Raw genomic sequence first — 18,764 nt, forward strand, 5'->3', positions numbered from 1 at the left:
CAGTATATAAACATTAAGCCAATAATATTAAGAGCCGTAAAAGCCTTACTTCGCTGGAAATTCATCATAAGAATATCTTGATATATTAATAAAATATATTAATATAATAAAACTTTTATACTAAAAGTAAATAAAAATAATTACTATACATTAATTATCTTTTAACTATATATTAATTGTTTCTAATAAATGTATGATTTTTTACCTTTTATGGATATTGTAATATAATAATTATTATAAATAGAAATGGATGTTTTAACTTACGTAATTCCAAAAATACACAACATCAGTAATCAATTAAGTAAATCACTAATTAATAAATATATATTTTTAACTAATAATATCATTTATTACATATAAACTTATAACAATCACTTACTCAGATTAAGTACTAAGTTACAAATCTAAGATTTTATTAACAGAAAATCCAATGTGTAAAACTCAGAATTATAAAATAATATAAATGGATATTTCAAAAAAAAAAAAAAAAAATATATATATATATATAATAATAAATAAACTTTTTGTTATCTCTTAAATAATAAAATACAGAATGTCCACATACATTAAAAACACCATCTATTTTTATAATCCAATACTAGCAATTTGACTTTTAGTAGTATAAAAAGCCAGTTTATTATAAACTGGTTTATTATGATGATTACATCTAAGATCTTACAAAACTGTAAACTTATGAATAACACTATTAATCATTAGAAAAACTATTTTTTATTATTAAGAATGCTTTTCAATGAATCTCTCTGCCATTCCCATATTCACATCAGCAGAATCTAAGTACATACTAACACCACGATTAAAAGAAGCCATAGGAAACTCAACATCATCACTATCACCTTGACATAAAACTTCTTGAATAGATTGAACATCCTCACCATCACTTAGGTCCTGATCTTGTATATCAGAACTATCACTTTCTGATTGACCGATGGCATATGAAAAGCTATATGCTTGCCTATGTCTCGTTTGAAAAAAAGTTTCTTTCAAATTTGACAACACACTACTTCTTTCTTCCTTATTATGTTGGTCAGTACAATCAGCAATAGTGTTATTATATAAGATATTAACAGTTCTATCAAATTTTACACCCAGATAATTAGCACAAAGTAATACTAAGCCATACAATAAAAAGAATACAAACATACAAGCCATAACGCAACTCAAATCTTGATGTTGCATATTCACACAACTTAATGCTAATCCTACAACTGAAGCAGTTATTACCGCTATATTGCATATAAGAACTACTATCCTACTAACTTCCATGCAAAAACACCTTTACAAACACGTATGAATATCTCTTAATATATAATTAACTTATTAATAAAAACACGCTCTAATAATTTTCTTACCCTACCATAAATCCCTATAAAGAAAAAAATCATTATAAAGTATACAAAACAACTTAAATCACTATATCAACACATACAATACAACTAATAAATTATACAACAGGTTAAATTTTATATCATTAAATACCACTAATTTCTAACTTTGCTTTGTTCTTTCTCTAACGTTGTCACTTCCTCAACATCACTATCAGTAACTATTTGCCCTACACTTTCCTCTGCTATGCCTTGAGCAATATTAGTTTTGCCTACTTCATCGTTAATACCAGAAAAAGTCTTCATTCCAACACTATTACCTACAGCGTCATCATAATAAGTTGTCATACCACATACTCTATGAAATTGAGGTTCTTCATAATAAAAATACACTTGTTCATCCCTAGGCATTTCAACAGGTCTTACACTTGAATCAAAATAATAATCTGTAGATAGACCAGTATCTGGATTATAATAATTAGGAGAAGAATTAGGTTCTGATGAAAACTTTGTCAAATAATTATTTAACTGAGTATACTTTTCACTTATACTTTTTTTATAATTTGCACATAATAATGCAAGTGTAGCTATAAGTATAAGTACAAACACACCAACATAAGCCTGACCATGACGTACCTTACTTGTACAACACAATGTCAGTCCTACTATTGCACCAACAATAGCTATTAAACTACTACAATTTATTATTGTATCATGATATTTTGCCATAAGTATTAACCTAAAATAAATAAAAAATTAATATACGATTTATTATTTTAACCTTTATATTATGCTTTAAGATTTTCAATTATTTATTAACTATTATAAAGATTAACCTTAATATTAACTAAAATATATAAAAAAATAAATATTAATTTTTATAAATAATTTTAATATAATAACTAATATATTAAATTTTAACTATAATTCAAACATACTATTTTTTATCAAGTAATTTATTTTATTACTTAGATATACTTATATTATTTGATAATTGAGCTATAATCTGACTATCATCCATATACGCTCCAGCATTAACAGTTTTTTTTTTGTTTAGCCTCATATCTACGACGTAAAACTTTTCTTTTTCTAATCTTCACAACACTTAGATAAATTATTATTCAACTGCCTAACATCTTTACTTTTACCACTTTGATACTATCATAGTATATGAAGCCTTTTCTTGTTTAGTTTTAGCAATCTCTATAACAACATGTTACTTAACAAGATTCTATCAACAATATTTTACTTAATTAGTAGAAGTAGTATTCTCTATGCTTTTACCATAATATAAACAATAAATCCTAAGTTACAGAAACTCTTAAATAAACTACATAATCTTTATTTGGTTAAAAAATTATATTAAGTATTAATATTTAATAACAACTTAATTAATAAATATTAAAAACTGATTGTTCGCATACAAAAGATACATTATAGATCAAAAATAAAAAACTTAATAAATATCAATATTTAATTATAATACCTATACTACTAATTAATTAAAATTAAAAAATTAATAATTGTATTTAGCAAAAATATTACATTTTTATAACAACATAAAAAAGCTAATCTATTATTTTTAACGCTTGAATAAACGCATTATGCGGAACATTAACATTCCCTATAGATCGCAATCTTTTCTTTCCTTTCTTCTGTTTTTCTAATAATTTCATCCTTCTGGTAACATCTCCACCATATAATTTTGCTGTAACATCTTTACGATACGGAGAAATAGTTTCACGAGCAACAATTCTTCCTCCCACTGCTGCTTGTATTGCAATTTTATATTGTTGTCTTGGGATTAAATCTTTCAACCTAAGACATATTTCACGTCCTCTCTGTTCCACTTTACTTTTATGAATAATACATGCAAGAGCATCTACTGGTTCAGAATTTATTAGAATACTTAATTTAGCAATTTCACTATCCAAATATTCATCCATTTCCCAATCTAAACTAGCATAACCCTTAGACATAGACTTTATTCTATCATAAAAATCAAACACAACTTCAGATAATGGTAATCTATATTTTAACAATGCTGTATTACCTGAATATGACAAATCTAGTTTTTCACCTCTTTTATTATTACATAATGACATAATAACACCTAAATATTGATCAGGTACCATAATAGTAGCACAGATCCATGGCTCCTTAATATTAGCAATATCTTGCGATTCACCAAAATCATGAGGATTATGAACTTTACGAACATCACCACTTCTAGTAGTAACTTGATAGATTACCCCTGGAGCTGTAGCAGTCAAATCTAAATTAAATTCCCTTTCTAACCTTTCTTGAATTACTTCTAAATGTAACATTCCTAAAAACCCACAACGGAATCCATATCCAAGCGCATTAGAAACCTCAATTTCAAAAGTAAAACTTGCATCATTGAGTTGTAACTTTTTCAAAGCTTCACGTAATCTTTCAAATTCTCCAGCTTCATTTGGAAAAATACTACAAAACACTACAGGATGAATCGTCCTAAATCCAGGAAGTGGTTCACTACATCTTCTCTGCTCTTCAGTAATTGTATCTCCCACTTTACAATCAGATAATTCTTTAATAGATGCAGTAATAAATCCAATTTCACCTACTGAAAGTTGATCCACAACTTTCTTATGCGGGGTAAAAATACCTACATTATCAACTTGATACACAGCATTATTTGACATCATGACAATTTTCATGCCCTTTCTTATAACACCATCTTTAATACGCAACAAAATTACTATACCAAGATATGTATCATACCAAGTATCAACTAGTATAGCTTTTAACGGATTCTCTGATTTCCCAGATGGAGCTGGTAATCTAGAAACAATAGCTTCTAATACATCTTGTATACCAATACCTGACTTTGCTGACACAAGTAGTGACTCACTTGCGTCAATACCAATCATATCTTCTATTTGCAACTTTACTTTGTCTGGATCTGAAGATGCTAAATCTATCTTATTTAGCACTGGGATAATCTCATGATTACTATCTATAGCCTTATATACATTTGCTAAAGTTTGTGCTTCAACTCCCTGACTACTATCTACAATAAGTAATGATCCCTCACAAGCAGCCAAACTTCTACTTACCTCATATGAAAAATCCACATGTCCTGGTGTATCCATTAAATTTAAGTAATAAGTTTGTCCATCTTTAGCTTTATATGCTAATCTAACAGTTTGTGCTTTAATTGTAATACCACGTTCTCTTTCAATATCCATGGAATCAAGTACTTGATCCTTCATCTCCCGTTCATCCAAACCATTACATTCTTCTATTAACCGATCAGCTAACGTAGACTTACCATGATCAATATGAGCTATTATAGCAAAATTTCTTATATGACTTTCATCCATTTCAATTTATCCTCACACCTTTATAACCTTTACACTTTACTTCCCTTCAAAGTAATAATCTCAAAAGTAGCAGGAATACTAATTTTATCTACTGAAAAATATTGTTTATAATTCTCAAAAATCTTTGTAATAACAGTTCTAGTTAAAGGATATTTATTTCTAACACGTAACACATTTCCTTCACCCATATTTTTTAAATCCCTAAACAAAGTATATATATCACTATACTTTACCACAATAGTATTAACATCTACTACAATATCAGAATATCTAATTTTCTGTAATAAAGAAATAATATCTTGAACATTAATGAACGGCAAAACTCTAGGTGCAATACCAAAATCCATCTCAGCCCTGATAATCGAATGTTTCAATTCATAAAGAGTTTTACTACCAAATAATGCAGCAAGAAAAACTCCCTTGCTTTTTATGATATTATATATATTTAATAGTACACTAAATAAATTATTAACATTATGCAATGATACATTGCTAATAACAAGATCAAAAACATTATTACGGAATGGTAATGCCTCTTCATCGGCTACTATCTTATACCCGCCATTCACATTATATAACACACAATATGATAAATCACATTGAACTACTTGTTCCTTAGAAGATATTAGCTTTTTATGTAATAAATTTTCAACAAAAGAGTTAGTCCTAACACCAAGATTTAAAGCCAATCCTGTAGCAACCGAAAACAAAGCAATCTTATCTAATAAAATATCACTAATTGCAGAAAATATAAAGTCATTATCCTTATTACAAGATAGCCTATCCCTATAAAACCTTACAAGGGCACGATCAAAAATAAGCATAGAGATCTTCTACGTAGCAATCTAAATTAAAAAAACCTAGGCTTCCTAGGAACATCATGACCATTTCTACTATTACTGAATGAGCGATTATTATTCCCAAATCCGTTTGACGATGGTAAATCTTCTCTATAATAGTTAGGTCCATTACTGTTACGACGTGATGATCTACTACTACCACCACTACGTTTTTTTTCATGACTACCATGTCTACTATTTGGGTTATAGCTCTCCTTAAAACTACTACCACCAGTACTACCACATGAATCATCAGAAAAACTATTTTTCCTTATATTATAAAGCTCACCATCTATAGGTTCTCCACTTTCCTGATCTACTCTGCGCATAGATAATTGGATATGTTCACGATCTATACCAATTACTAACACTTTTACTTTATCATTCAAAGAAATAACACTACCTACTGAACTAATATGTTCATTCCTTATTTCACTAATATGTACTAATCCTTTCTTACCACCCAAGAAGCTGACAAAAGCTCCAAACTTCATAATTTCAACAACAGTACCTTCAAAAACCTTACCTATCTCTGGTTCAGTTACAATATCCATTATCATGCTTTTAGCATATTCTACTGCCTCATTGTTAACAGCATATATCATAACAGTGCCATCTTGGATTATTTCAATTTTCGCACCTGTTTTTTCACATATATCACGTATATTTTTTCCTCCACTTCCTATTACATTACGAATCTTATCCTTATTTATAAAAATAGATTCTATCCTAGGAGCATGATTTTTTATACGATTGCGAGATTCTTGTATCACTGCATTCATTTTACTTAAAATATGCATTCTACCATCTTTAGCTTGAAGTAATGCTTTTTCAATTATATCAATGTCAATACCCGATATTTTCATATCCATTTGTAAAGCAGTAACACCTTCAGCAGTACCAGCTACTTTAAAATCCATATCACCAAGATGATCTTCATCACCCAATATATCTGAAAGTATTATAAACCTATCATCTTCTTTAATGAGCCCCATTGCAATTCCAGCAACAGGAGATTTAATTGGCACACCTGTATCCATTAAAGCCAAAGACGCACCACAAACTGTAGCCATTGAAGAAGAACCATCTGACTCTGTAATTTCAGAAACTACTCTAATAGTATATGGAAAATCTGACTTTTCAGGTAATACATAACGAATTGCCCTCCACGCAAGCTTACCATGACCTATTTCTCTTCTACCAGGAGCACGTAAAGCTGCAGACTCACCAACTGCATACGGAGGAAAATTATAATGTAACAAAAAATTTTCTCTTCTATCACCATCTAAATCATCAACTATCTGCTCATCTTGAGGTGTACCTAATGCAGTAACAACCAATGCTTGCGTGTTCCCTCGAGTAAATAAAGCAGAACCATGCGCTTTAGGCAATACATCCACTTCAATTTCTATATCACGTATCTCATCAAATGCACGGCCATCTATTCTAGAAGAGGTATCAATAATTTTGGATCTCACTAACGATCTTTCAAAGGTTTTTAATGCAGTAACTATATCTTGATCACTACACTCCACATCACCAGCACTATATTTATCTGCCACTTCAGACAATACTTTACCCCTCAATTCCTCCAATTTTAATACCCTTTCTTTCTTTATAGTGTTAGAGTATGCTAAACTAAAATCCTCTTTATAAGAGGACTCTATATCACTCACAAGTGAACTAATATCATGGGGTATGAAGTCAATAGGTGTTTGACCACTTTCATGACTAAATTCTTTAATTAAATTAATAACCTCTTGACAATGTTGATGCCCAAAAGTTATTGCACCTAACATCTGAGATTCAGATAACTCAGATGCCTCGGATTCAACCATCAAAACAGAATCTTCATTACCTGATAAAAATAAATCTAAAGAACTACAGAGCATCTCATCAGCAGATGCATTTAATAAATACTTACCTTCAGATGGTAAATAGCCAACCCTTGCACCAACAACCAAACCATTAAAAGGAACACCAGATATAGATAAAGCTGCAGTTGCTCCAACTAATGCTGTAACCTCTGGAGGTGTTACAGTATCATATGAAAGCAAATTACACACTATACTAATCTCATCATAAAATCCAGCAGGAAATAAAGGTCTTATACTCCTATCAATTAAACGAGAAATCAACGTCTCCCTATCAGATGGTTTACCTTCTCTCTTCAAAAAACCACCAGGAATCTTACCAACAGCATAACTCTTCGCAACAAACTGTACAGTTAATGGTAGAAAATCTACCGGTTCCTTAGTTTTACCTGTTACTACTGTTGCCAAAACTGTAGTACCGGCATAACTAACCATAACGGCACCACTAGCTTGTCTTGCTATCTTTCCACTCTCTAAAACTAAGGTTTTCCCTCCCCATTCTGCAGATCTTCTTATCAAATTAAACATACATTATTTCCTACTTTTCTATAAATTAAATCAGTGAAAAATATCCCTGATACCTAATCGTTTTATCAATGCTAAATATTCACTATCCCCATATTTCTTCCTAACATACTGCAATACATTACGTCTTCTACAAACCAATACCATTAAACCACGTCTACAATGGAAATCTTTTTTATGAACTTTTAAATGCTCAGTCAAATTACGTATTCTCTCTGATAAGATTGCACATTGTACAAAAGAAGAACCAGTATCATCTTTTTTAAGGCAATATTCACTTATTAATTCAGACTTTCTTTCACGTGTAATTGACATAACTAAAATACCAAATCTTTAAACATTAAAAATACGTACTGGCCTTACAACACTATTAACTATACTACAGATTGCCACTGGCACATTACCCGTACTAACATAACAGATACCACAATTCCTTACTACATACAAGTTATTTAACTCAATATTTTGACCATTTTTAATCTTTTTTATCTGAATATCAGAAAACACATCATTAAGATGTTTCATATCCTGCAAAACATACCATAAAGGTAACAAATAACTACATTTTCTACTATTATTATATAACATCTTTAACATTTCCAAAGTAATGGCATTTTTCTTCCTAAAACAACCTACCCTAACTCTCTGTAATTTTCTAACATACCCCAAACATCCTAACTCTATTCCTAAATCCCTTGCTATAGAACGAACATATACGCCTTTCTTACATAATAAATAAAAATCTGCTTTGTTATTCTCTTGATCAGCAGACAATAATTTCAATTTTAACACGTTAACATCTCTAGAAGTTAAACTTACATCTTGACCATTTCTCGCCAATTTAAAAGCTCTTACTCCATTCACATGTACTGCTGAAAAATTAGGAGGTACTTGTCTTAACAATCCAATAAAATTTGGAATAGCTTTTTTAATATCTTCTGAACTAGGTACTATATCACTTTTTGCTACTATCTTTCCTTCTATATCATCAGTTGTTCTTTGCTCACCCCATTGCACTGTAAACAAATAAGATTTCACAACATCAACAGCATAAGGCATAACTTTTGTAGCTTCACCAATAGCAATGGGCAACACACCAGAAGCTAAAGGATCTAATGTACCTGCATGACCAACTTTTTTGACATTTAAAATTTTTTTAACTAGATTAACTGCAGAAGCAGAACTTATACCACATGGCTTATCTAGGTTTATCCAACCATACATACAATTAAAAATTCAAATCAACTTAATAACCTACGGAAACATTATATAGGCATTAAAATTACATAGTTACCATTAAATAATAAAAACCAAAACATCTAAATGTTATAAATAATATTATAGAAAATCAAGTTATTGAGTTTCTTTTTTCATTTTAAACATTACTACACTTAATTGATAATACATACGCATATCACAAGTGTAATAATCATATTATATTAATACAGCTTAAGTTTGCATAAATTAATTTAGAATAATAAGCAATTACAGTCAATTAAAAGAAATCATTACAGTGTTATCATATATCAAAATATAACTCTTACAAAGATTACTTAATATTTGTAAAATTTCATATTAACAATATGCCAACGGTAACTTCATTATATTCAAATAACCCAGTTATACATAAACATTCCTTTATATAATTAATAAGGAAATATCAGTAGGTTATCTAAGGATATTAATTTTTATATTGATTATATAAAATAATATCAACCATAAATATAAATCATTTATACAGCAATAAATTTCACTTATTAATGAATTATAATTATATCTACTATCAAAAATTTATTTACAGATCTTGAATTAAATTATATAGCTATACCAATAGCACCCTTAGCTCAGCTGGATAGAGTTTTTGACTACGGATCAAAAGGTCGGGCGTTCGAATCGCTCAGGGTGCACCAGTTTTTTACATCTTTTGCAATTATAATAATGTGTGAGAGATTACACTTATCATTTTACCACAAATCACCTAAGAGCAACTCTATTAAACCCTATAGTTAAGACATTTATTGGTACATCCTTTTATCACATCTTCATTGTTATAATTTTTTTATCAATTAATAACTCACTTATAAAATTTCTAAACTCACACTATTTTTCATTTCTACGATATGCTATGATTAACCAATTCACAAAATAAAAAAACTATGGCTATCATGACAATTAATACATCAGGTCCTATATGTTCTGTTGCTATAATTAGTGAAAATCAAACTATGTACTATGAAGAAAGTACATCTGACAACCAACACTCAGAATCTCTATTTCAATTGATTCATACACTATTTGATAAATCTAACAATTCATATAACACTATAACAAACCTTGGAGTAGTAGTAGGCCCAGGAAGTTTTACTGGCATTAGAGTTGGAATAGCTGCAGCTCAAGGAATACACCTTGCATCAAAAATCACTCTACATGGTATCAGCACTCTAGAAATGCAAGCATACCTGATATACAATTCAACAAAAATTAATGACGGAGAAATACTATCCATAATTGAAATGTCTAACAATAAATTCTATTCTCAAACTTTTAATAATCAACTTATTGCAACAAATAAAATAAAACTACTAGACAAAAACTTTAACTATCATGATTTTACACACCACATCCAATCCATAACGTCAAAAAATTTTAACGCAAGAGTTGCTGCTTTGATATTGGCTTATAAATTACAAAATAACTTACCTACACTAAATTCCACGCCTATATACTTTAATACAATAAACTAATGTTACCTAGACTACATGCTAATTAAATAATGAAGCCTTTATATAATTATATCAATATAACTACTACAACTACCATTTACTATTAAATAAAAATCTAAAAATTACTGATATCTGTAAATTTTTTTATAAAAAGTGCCTTTATGATTTCCAATGAAAATATTTGCATGAGATTTTTTGTCTGATATATTAAACACGTTTAATACTTATATGCGTATACACATGAAATCTAAAGCTTTTTTCGTAAAACCGCTGCTTATAATTTTAGTATGTTCTTTAGTCTTTATAGCATTTGGAGCATCTTTTTTCCCTGGTAGCTTTAACAACGAAAAATATATTGCAAAAATCGGACACGAAAAATTATCATTACAAGATTATACAAGTGCATATCATGATGAATTAAGGTATATACAACATGTGCTCAATCGTCCATTAACAGAGGAGCAAATTGCGCAATTTAATATTAAACTTTCTACATTAAACAAGCTGATTGAAAACAAAGTCTTAACAAAATTTGCTGATTCACTAAATCTCAAAGTAGGAGAAAACAGCATATTAAATCACATAAAAAGCATAAAGTTCTTTCAAGACGAAAATGGAAACTTTGATAAAACAAAATTTAACATTGGATTGTCAAATGCAGGGCTTACAGAAAGGTTATACATAAACAAATTAGAAAAAGCATTTCCTATAACCATGCTCATGAGTTGTTTATTCAGCGGAACACAAAACACTTACACTCAATATCATCCAGAGTTAATAAAGCAAATTTTACAAAATCTGCATCAAGCACGTACTATAGATGTTATAGAAATATCCCCTACAACCAATGACATTTCTGTCCCAAATATTGATGAGCTAAAAAAATTGTATGAAGAAAAACGCAAAAGTGGAAATCTAACATTTCCAGAAAGTAGAGTTATAGAATATGTAACAATTGACCATGAAAACTTTATTAACCAAACAAATGTAACACAAGAAGAAATAGATAATAAAATAAAAGCTGACGAATTAGATGAACAAAGAGATATATTTAATTTAGTATTTAGTACTAAAAATGAAGCTGAAACTGCTTTAAAAGCATTAAATGAAGGTACAGACTTTGACAGTATAGTTACAAATATTGCTCACACCACTCTAGATAATATAACATTGTTCAACATTGTAAAGAATACACTTCCTAATGATATAAGAAATCAAGTATTTTCCCTAAAAGAAGGAGAAATAAGTCCTATATTACACAGCATGTTTGGATGGCATATAATAAAAATAAAAAATATTCACAAAATCTCCACTAAAGATCTAGCAGAATTAAGTGAAAAAATTGCCCAAAATATTAAAAAGAAAAAAGCTACTGACCTTTTATACACAGAAATCCAGGCTATAAATGATAAGATTAATAACGGTACATCTATTCAAGAAATAGCAGAATCATATAACTTATCTATAAAAACAGCAAATGTTGATATCTCAGGCAAAGATCCATCTGATAACAAAATTAAAATGTTAGAAACAAATTATGATGCAATCGTTTTAGCTGCATTTTCAGCTCAATTAAACAAACCTTCCAACTTCACAGACAATGACGGTTATTTTTTTAGTGTCAATGTTACTAAGATAGAACCATCAAGAGAAAAAACTTTTGATGAAAGTAAGGAACAATTAGTATACGAATGGCAGCATGATTTAAAAGCTCAAAAATTATCTAAGCTAACACAAGAGGTTGTCATAAAACTTAAATCAGGTATAGACATAAATAATATTGATGGTGTATTACTAAAGCCGAACCAAGTAGTTTATAGGAACAGCGTTGCTGCAGTAGATAATCCTGGCCAAAATTATCCTAGTGATCTTATAAATGAAATTTTTCATCTTAAAAAAGGAGAAATCAGTAAAAATTATCAACATGATATCAGTTCTTCAGAACAAAAAATGCTAATAGCAATATTGAAAGATATAAAAAATGCTGATCAAGTAAGCAACGTAGATTTCAAAAACATTCAGGAAAAAATTGCAAATGATAACTTAGAATCGCTAAAAAATCAACTAATAGCACATCTAATAAAAAAATATTCCGTTAAAATTAACCAAAATTTAATTGATAATGTGCGGTAGTCTGATCTCTCACAATAAAATGCAGCTTAAGTTTGCATAAATTAATTTAGAATAATAAGCAATTACAGTCAATTAAAAGGAACCATTACCTATACATATATCAAAATATAACTCTTACGTTGAGTTGTACATACAACGTATTATCAATTTCATTAGATTATAAAAAATAACATAAACTATATAACGTTGATCGCAGAGTATTTGTAAAAACATAAATAATGTTTCATTTTTACTAATTTAATAAATGCATCCCTTACAAAAGCTATCATATAAAACAAACTCTTAAATAAGATTATTAATAAACTATAGACAAAACATTTATAAAAAATAACCCTGAACATTAAATACCATACCTGCGTAATGTTAAACTTACTAATACTAATAACAATTACTTTAGCTTAGTTGTAATTTACCAAGAATCACATGACTATTCATGGTAATATTTTTATTTACAACCTTGTTTCGCGTAAAACACATGCTTACGTATCTAACATAATTTAAAAATGTAATACTATTGTTTAGCACTCTATGATAATTTACCACACGCATCTAAAATACGATCACAAGCTTTAGATAAATGTTCAGTAGAAGTAGCATAAGATATTCTAAAAAATCCTTGTGCTCCAAACGCTTCACCTGGCACTACAGCAACATTGTAATCTTCTAATAAGTACTTAGTAAAATCCATAGCACTATTTATAACCAAACCATTCCTTGTACTTTTACCTATCAACTTTTTACAAGAAATAAATACATAAAACGCACCTTGAGGCTTTTTAACAGATAACAATGAGGTATTATTTACCATATCTACCATCATATCACGACGTGCCGCAAATATTTTATTTCGTTCTTTTAAAAATTCTTGATCACCAGCTAAAGCCTGTATTGATGCAAACTGTGCAATACTATTAGGATTTGTTGTACTTTGCGATTGTATAACAGAAATCGCACTAATAACTCTCGAATCACCAGCTATATACCCTATTCTCCATCCAGTCATGGCATACGCTTTTGAGACACCATTAATTGTAAAGACTCTATCATATAAGCGTGGCTCAACTTGGGCAATAGTGAAAAATTCAAGATCATCATATATTATCTTTGAATATATATCATCAGTCATTACATAAATATTTGGGTATTTCAATAAAACTTCAGCAATACTTTTTAATTCTTCATATGTATATACTAACCCTGTAGGATTATTCGGAGAATTCATAATTAACCACTTAGTTTTCTCAGTAATTACAGATTCTAATATATCAGGAGTTAATTTAAATGTTTCACCACAATCAACAATAACAGGATTTCCTCCAGATATTTTTACCACATCTGGATAAGACACCCAATATGGGGATGGTATTATTACCTCATCACCACTATTTATAGTAGCCATAAATAAATTATAAATACATTGTTTTGCACCATTTCCAACAGAAATCTGATTGACATTATAAATTAAATCATGATCCTGTTTGAAACGATCAATAATCACTTTTTTCAATTCAATAATACCATTAACTGCTGTATATTTAGTTTTACCAGAATTAATTGCATCAATAGCTGCTTGCTTAATATGCTGTGGTGTATCAAAATCAGGTTCACCAGCACTCAAAGAAATTACATCTACTCCTGACATTTTTAATTTTTGAGCTTGATTTGCAATTTCAAGTGTAGGTGAAGGTTTGATACACCCCATTCTTTCAGCTATAAGTGACATAATTACCCTAACATTTTTATATAAACAAATGTATTCTAGTACACTTCAACTAATATTCAATATTATTGTTATCCACATCATAATTATATAATGTATTAATAATATCGAATAGCAGATATTACTTCAGTATTCTCAATATGAAATAAACTTAAAAAATAACCTAACAACCCAGTATACAAAACTTTTGCATCACACATCCCTTATAAATAAAGATCACGTGATAAAACAACACAAGAGTCCTATAATTTAGATTGTAAATAAAAAATTAAATATAAATTTCATATTATATGACAATTTATATCATAAATTATAATTACAAAACTATTAAATTGTAGTATTAAGTACTATAACGATTGTTGCTATATAATTAACTAGGTAATTTTATGAATCTCATAACAAAACAAGCTATTGACTTTACAGCAAAAGCCGTTATGCCAGATGACAAAATATGTGAATTTAATTTGAAAGAATATGTCAGTGGCAAATATGCTATTTTGATCTTCTACCCTAGAGATTTTACGTTCGTATGCCCTACAGAAATTATATCTCTACACAATAGAATACCTCAATTTATAGAAAAAAACACTGAAATTATTGGTATTAGTACAGACTCAGAGTTTTGTCATAGCCATTGGCGTAACATTAGCATAAACAAAGGTGGAATTGATAAAATTAGTTTCCCACTAATCGCAGATGACTCACATTTTATCTCTAATAGCTATGGGGTATTGCATAACAATAGTATTGCATTAAGGGCAACCTTTGTCATCGATGATAATTTCATAGTACGCCATCAATCGATAAATGACCTTCCTATAGGTAGAAACGTAGATGAGCTTTTAAGAATAATAGATGCAATAAAACATCATCAGGTTCATGGAGAAGTATGCCCAGCTGGATGGATGAAAGGAGATCCAGCAATGGAAGCATCACAACATGGTATTGAAGATTACTTAAAATCACACATAGATCACCTTGAAAAAAGTATTATGGATGAATAAATGACACAAACATATAATACAAAAGTTTTAATTATAGGATCTGGAGCAGCAGGTTGTACTGCTGCTATATATGCTGCTCGTGCAAACTTAAAACCTATATTAATAACTGGAATGTGCCCCGGGGGACAGCTTACAATTACTACAGATGTTGAAAATTTTCCAGGATTTGCACATGCAGTACAAGGTCCAGATTTAATGGAACAAATGAAACAACAAGCTCATAACTCCGGAGCTCAGATTATATCTGACGAAATAAAAGAAATACATTCAGATGTATACCCTTTTAAATGTATAGGAATATTTGGTGATCAGTACATTGCAGATAGTATTATAATTGCAACAGGAGCTCAAGCAAAATGGCTCAACATAAAAAGCGAAGAAACCTTTAAAGGTAGAGGTGTATCTGCATGTGCTACATGTGATGGAACGTTTTTCGCTGGTAGTGATATTGCCGTAATAGGAGGAGGTAATACAGCTGTAGAAGAAGCATTATATCTAACAAGATATGCAACAAAAGTATTTTTAATTCATAGAAGAGATACTCTACGTGCTGAACCTATAATGCAAGAACGATTATTCAGTAATGATAAAATACAAGTTATATGGAACAGCGTTGTAGAAGAAATACTAGGAAATAAGGAAAGTGGGAATGTAGAAGCTATAGCATTAAAGTCTGTAAAAACTGGAGACATCACTACTATTTCCGTAAAAGGAGTATTTATTGCTATAGGACATACTCCAAACACACAAATACTAACAACCAAAGATAATGGGAATATAGTAGATTTAGATAACGAAGGATATATCATTACTAAACCTGGTAGTACAGTAACTAGTCACCCTGGAATCTTTGCTGCAGGTGATGTACAAGATAAAATATATAGACAAGCTGTTGTTGCAGCAGGATCTGGGTGTATGGCTGCATTGGAAGCTGCCAAATTTTTATCAGAGCAATAAACCCATAATCTACCGATACAATATTAAGAATTAATTACTTAGTTTAGCCTCTTCTAAAGATTCATTTTTTATTTCTTGAAATCCACTAGCATTGTAATCAAGTAATACGATTTCTGCTCCTAATTTTTTTAACACTTCAGCAATGTTGTTTGAAAATGCCCATTGTAATATACAAGAAATAGAAATTTGTTGCTACTCTTTCATAGAAAAGGATAATTAAATGTTTCACTTTCTAACATAATACAGTAGCTAAAAAGTAAAAATCATGTTAAAAATTATTAACCATTAACATTAGACTTTTGATAGAAATTTTTCAAACATTCTTGTACATTCACAGGCACAAAAACACTTACATCTCCATTTAATCGTGCTATTTCTTTGACAAAACTTGAAGAAATAAATTGAGTATCTTCTGAAGCTGGTAAAAAGATAGTTTCAATCTGAGAAGTAAGTTTATAATTTACCCAACTCATTTGAAATTCATAATCAAAATCAGATACAGCTCTTAATCCCCTAATTATAACAGATGCATTATTTTCTTTAGCAAAATATACCAATAATCCATCAAAAATTACAGTATTTACTGCCATACCTAGCAATTTTATCTCATGCTGTATAAGTTCCGCACGAACTTCAGCAGAAAAAATAGTTTTTTTTGTACAACTTCTAGCAACACCTATTACTAACTTATCAACCAAATTATAAGCTCGCTTTATAATATCAATATGGCCAAAAGTAATAGGATCAAAAGTACCAGGATATATGCCTATTTTCACAGAAAATTATCAATGAATAAAAATTTATTATATCACAACATCTTAATTATTTTAAGCTTATATTTTTACTTGAACAGATAATATTTACAATATATAATTTCTGAACTTAATTAATTTACAGGCTTGTATTAGCATTATAAAAATTATAGTTTTGGCTTGATAGCTCAGTTGGTAGAGCAAAGGACTGAAAATCCTTGTGTCGTTGGTTCAATTCCAACTCAAGCCACTTTCGGCATATTCCTTATGTTCAGAGTTTAGTAAAGCCTTTGTGGCATGTTTGTTCATATAGCCTACAAGTCAATAGTTTTACGGAGACTAAATGCGTTATTTCATACTAATATTATTTTTTTTATTTTCTACATCAACAATTGCAATAGAAACAGCACCAAATAAAATGGTTGTGGGATTTGTACGTACTGCAGAAGAAACTTACCCTGAAGAATGGACATTTTCAAACAACATTGCTGAAATGTTAGAAAAATTAGGAGCAGAAGTCGTATTACTTGATTACAATGTAATAGTAGATTTCAAAAAAATAAAAAATGAATCTTTAGAAGAGGCTAAAGATGATATTTCATTATTAGAGAAAATAGAAGCTGACAAAATTCAGCATGCTGTTCATAATTTTATCAAGGAACACAAAATTAACAGAATATTTATTCCTGGAAATTATTACAACGTAGACACTGAACCTTATACACCAACTCCAAACAGGCAACTTGTTACCAATGCAATAGTAAAAATCATAGAAGACAATCCAAAAATTCACTTAATAGGCGTGTGTGGTGGACTACAAGGTATAATGCATGCAGTTGGAATAGAAGTCATTAGAGTAAAAAAGATAATTGCATCTCAAGAAGCTGTAGCAGCACATTCTATTTCAATGCCAGACCCACATAGAAAAGATGTAGGACTTCATAGACTCCGAGTTGTACCTGGAAGCAGATTATCAAGCATTATTTCTAAATATACTAAACCAGATGACAACGGATGGATTGCAATATATTTCCCAGACGCACATGGAGGAGTAGTAAATAACAGTCAAGAAAATATAAAAAAAATAGAATCCCTTGGATATAGAATAGTAGGATTTTCTGACGATGGTATTATCGAAGCAATTGAAGATAAAAATGGCAACATCTTATTTCAAGATCATCCAGAAGCTTTAGCAATTAACGCAATAAAGGGATCTGATCAAGATGATAATGATAATGACAATGATATAAGAAGACGTCAAGCAACTTTGTCAGCAATTGCTATTATCAATGATTTTCTTTATAGGAATTAAATTAGATTATTAAATTTTGCTTATACAGGTTTAAACATTTTGTCAGGTTATATAAAACATAGATTCCAAATGTTATCTCCTGTACAATAAGTATTTCCTTCAGCAAAATCATAGGTCTTCTTACAGTAAACTCATACTAAAATCAAGACACATGGCCTCCACAATATTTAATAAATTTCATATTACATTATGGTTTTGCTATTATTCGCTCACCATA

At 29.6% G+C, this 18,764-nt stretch carries 14 protein-coding genes and 2 tRNA genes; 7 read left to right on the forward strand and 9 right to left on the reverse strand.

Annotated features, from left to right (window positions below):
* Positions 1 to 735 precede the first annotated feature (735 nt).
* From ECH_RS02995 to truB, 7 genes are all read right to left on the reverse strand, one after another.
* Complete coding sequence (locus ECH_RS02995) at positions 736 to 1,284, reverse strand: hypothetical protein (RefSeq protein WP_006010416.1); 549 nt, start codon at positions 1,282 to 1,284, stop codon at positions 736 to 738.
* Between the two features lie 215 nt (positions 1,285 to 1,499).
* Complete coding sequence (locus ECH_RS03000) at positions 1,500 to 2,072, reverse strand: hypothetical protein (RefSeq protein ID WP_006010417.1); 573 nt, start codon at positions 2,070 to 2,072, stop codon at positions 1,500 to 1,502.
* 839 nt (positions 2,073 to 2,911) lie between these two features.
* Complete coding sequence (gene lepA / locus ECH_RS03005; RefSeq protein ID WP_006010419.1) at positions 2,912 to 4,708, reverse strand: translation elongation factor 4; 1,797 nt, start codon at positions 4,706 to 4,708, stop codon at positions 2,912 to 2,914.
* Between the two features lie 29 nt (positions 4,709 to 4,737).
* Complete coding sequence (locus ECH_RS03010; protein ID WP_011452779.1) at positions 4,738 to 5,532, reverse strand: methyltransferase domain-containing protein; 795 nt, start codon at positions 5,530 to 5,532, stop codon at positions 4,738 to 4,740.
* A 26-nt stretch (positions 5,533 to 5,558) separates the two neighbouring features.
* Positions 5,559 to 7,949 carry a polyribonucleotide nucleotidyltransferase gene (gene pnp / locus ECH_RS03015; protein ID WP_011452780.1) on the reverse strand — a complete coding sequence of 797 codons (2,391 nt, stop codon included), beginning with the start codon at positions 7,947 to 7,949 and terminating at the stop codon, positions 5,559 to 5,561.
* A 30-nt stretch (positions 7,950 to 7,979) separates the two neighbouring features.
* On the reverse strand, positions 7,980 to 8,261 hold the full coding sequence (gene rpsO, locus ECH_RS03020; protein WP_006010429.1) for a 30S ribosomal protein S15: 282 nt from the start codon (positions 8,259 to 8,261) through the stop codon (positions 7,980 to 7,982).
* Positions 8,262 to 8,279: 18 nt separating this feature from the next.
* A complete protein-coding gene (gene truB, locus ECH_RS03025; RefSeq protein ID WP_006010431.1) occupies positions 8,280 to 9,170 on the reverse strand; it encodes a tRNA pseudouridine(55) synthase TruB in 891 nt (296 codons plus the stop codon).
* A gap of 609 nt (positions 9,171 to 9,779) precedes the next feature.
* On the opposite strand from truB, the gene ECH_RS03030 reads away from it, so the two are divergent.
* The 3 genes from ECH_RS03030 to ECH_RS03040 all read left to right on the forward strand — a co-directional run bounded on the left by ECH_RS03030 (position 9,780) and on the right by ECH_RS03040 (position 12,802).
* Positions 9,780 to 9,856: transfer RNA gene (locus tag ECH_RS03030), tRNA-Arg, on the forward strand.
* A 246-nt stretch (positions 9,857 to 10,102) separates the two neighbouring features.
* Complete coding sequence (tsaB, locus tag ECH_RS03035; protein ID WP_006010433.1) at positions 10,103 to 10,690, forward strand: tRNA (adenosine(37)-N6)-threonylcarbamoyltransferase complex dimerization subunit type 1 TsaB; 588 nt, start codon at positions 10,103 to 10,105, stop codon at positions 10,688 to 10,690.
* Positions 10,691 to 10,909: 219 nt separating this feature from the next.
* On the forward strand, positions 10,910 to 12,802 hold the full coding sequence (locus ECH_RS03040) for a peptidylprolyl isomerase (protein ID WP_044147787.1): 1,893 nt from the start codon (positions 10,910 to 10,912) through the stop codon (positions 12,800 to 12,802).
* Between the two features lie 526 nt (positions 12,803 to 13,328).
* Here the strand turns inward: ECH_RS03040 and ECH_RS03045 are convergent.
* Positions 13,329 to 14,525 carry a pyridoxal phosphate-dependent aminotransferase gene (locus ECH_RS03045; protein ID WP_006011072.1) on the reverse strand — a complete coding sequence of 399 codons (1,197 nt, stop codon included), beginning with the start codon at positions 14,523 to 14,525 and terminating at the stop codon, positions 13,329 to 13,331.
* Between the two features lie 383 nt (positions 14,526 to 14,908).
* Here ECH_RS03045 and ECH_RS03050 point away from each other — a divergent pair, with 383 nt between their 5' ends.
* Complete coding sequence (locus ECH_RS03050) at positions 14,909 to 15,526, forward strand: peroxiredoxin (protein ID WP_006011075.1); 618 nt, start codon at positions 14,909 to 14,911, stop codon at positions 15,524 to 15,526.
* Positions 15,527 to 16,483 carry a thioredoxin-disulfide reductase gene (gene trxB, locus ECH_RS03055; protein ID WP_006011077.1) on the forward strand — a complete coding sequence of 319 codons (957 nt, stop codon included), beginning with the start codon at positions 15,527 to 15,529 and terminating at the stop codon, positions 16,481 to 16,483. It begins immediately after the preceding gene.
* A 278-nt stretch (positions 16,484 to 16,761) separates the two neighbouring features.
* Here trxB and coaD read toward each other — a convergent pair whose 3' ends face one another.
* Positions 16,762 to 17,259 carry a pantetheine-phosphate adenylyltransferase gene (coaD, locus tag ECH_RS03060; RefSeq protein ID WP_006011080.1) on the reverse strand — a complete coding sequence of 166 codons (498 nt, stop codon included), beginning with the start codon at positions 17,257 to 17,259 and terminating at the stop codon, positions 16,762 to 16,764.
* Positions 17,260 to 17,412: 153 nt separating this feature from the next.
* Here coaD and ECH_RS03065 point away from each other — a divergent pair.
* Both ECH_RS03065 and ECH_RS03070 read left to right on the forward strand, forming a co-directional pair.
* Positions 17,413 to 17,485 (forward strand) — tRNA-Phe (locus ECH_RS03065).
* Positions 17,486 to 17,578: 93 nt separating this feature from the next.
* Positions 17,579 to 18,547, forward strand: a complete 969-nt coding sequence (locus ECH_RS03070; protein ID WP_006011082.1) for a gamma-glutamyl-gamma-aminobutyrate hydrolase family protein — start codon at positions 17,579 to 17,581, stop codon at positions 18,545 to 18,547.
* Positions 18,548 to 18,764: the final 217 nt, after the last annotated feature.

Source organism: Ehrlichia chaffeensis str. Arkansas, from assembly GCF_000013145.1.
Taxonomy (GTDB): domain Bacteria; phylum Pseudomonadota; class Alphaproteobacteria; order Rickettsiales; family Anaplasmataceae; genus Ehrlichia; species Ehrlichia chaffeensis.

Bases quoted from the DNA above. Each gene is read 5' to 3' on its own strand.
- ECH_RS02995 (WP_006010416.1), bottom strand. From the start codon at position 1,284: ATGGAAGTTAGTAGGATAGTAGTTCTTATATGCAATATAGCGGTAATA.
- ECH_RS03000 (WP_006010417.1), bottom strand. From the start codon at position 2,072: ATGGCAAAATATCATGATACAATAATAAATTGTAGTAGTTTAATAGCT.
- lepA (WP_006010419.1), bottom strand. From the start codon at position 4,708: ATGGATGAAAGTCATATAAGAAATTTTGCTATAATAGCTCATATTGAT.
- ECH_RS03010 (WP_011452779.1), bottom strand. From the start codon at position 5,532: ATGCTTATTTTTGATCGTGCCCTTGTAAGGTTTTATAGGGATAGGCTA.
- pnp (WP_011452780.1), bottom strand. From the start codon at position 7,949: ATGTTTAATTTGATAAGAAGATCTGCAGAATGGGGAGGGAAAACCTTA.
- rpsO (WP_006010429.1), bottom strand. From the start codon at position 8,261: ATGTCAATTACACGTGAAAGAAAGTCTGAATTAATAAGTGAATATTGC.
- truB (WP_006010431.1), bottom strand. From the start codon at position 9,170: ATGTATGGTTGGATAAACCTAGATAAGCCATGTGGTATAAGTTCTGCT.
- tsaB (WP_006010433.1), top strand. From the start codon at position 10,103: ATGGCTATCATGACAATTAATACATCAGGTCCTATATGTTCTGTTGCT.
- ECH_RS03040 (WP_044147787.1), top strand. From the start codon at position 10,910: ATGAAATCTAAAGCTTTTTTCGTAAAACCGCTGCTTATAATTTTAGTA.
- ECH_RS03045 (WP_006011072.1), bottom strand. From the start codon at position 14,525: ATGTCACTTATAGCTGAAAGAATGGGGTGTATCAAACCTTCACCTACA.
- ECH_RS03050 (WP_006011075.1), top strand. From the start codon at position 14,909: ATGAATCTCATAACAAAACAAGCTATTGACTTTACAGCAAAAGCCGTT.
- trxB (WP_006011077.1), top strand. From the start codon at position 15,527: ATGACACAAACATATAATACAAAAGTTTTAATTATAGGATCTGGAGCA.
- ECH_RS03070 (WP_006011082.1), top strand. From the start codon at position 17,579: ATGCGTTATTTCATACTAATATTATTTTTTTTATTTTCTACATCAACA.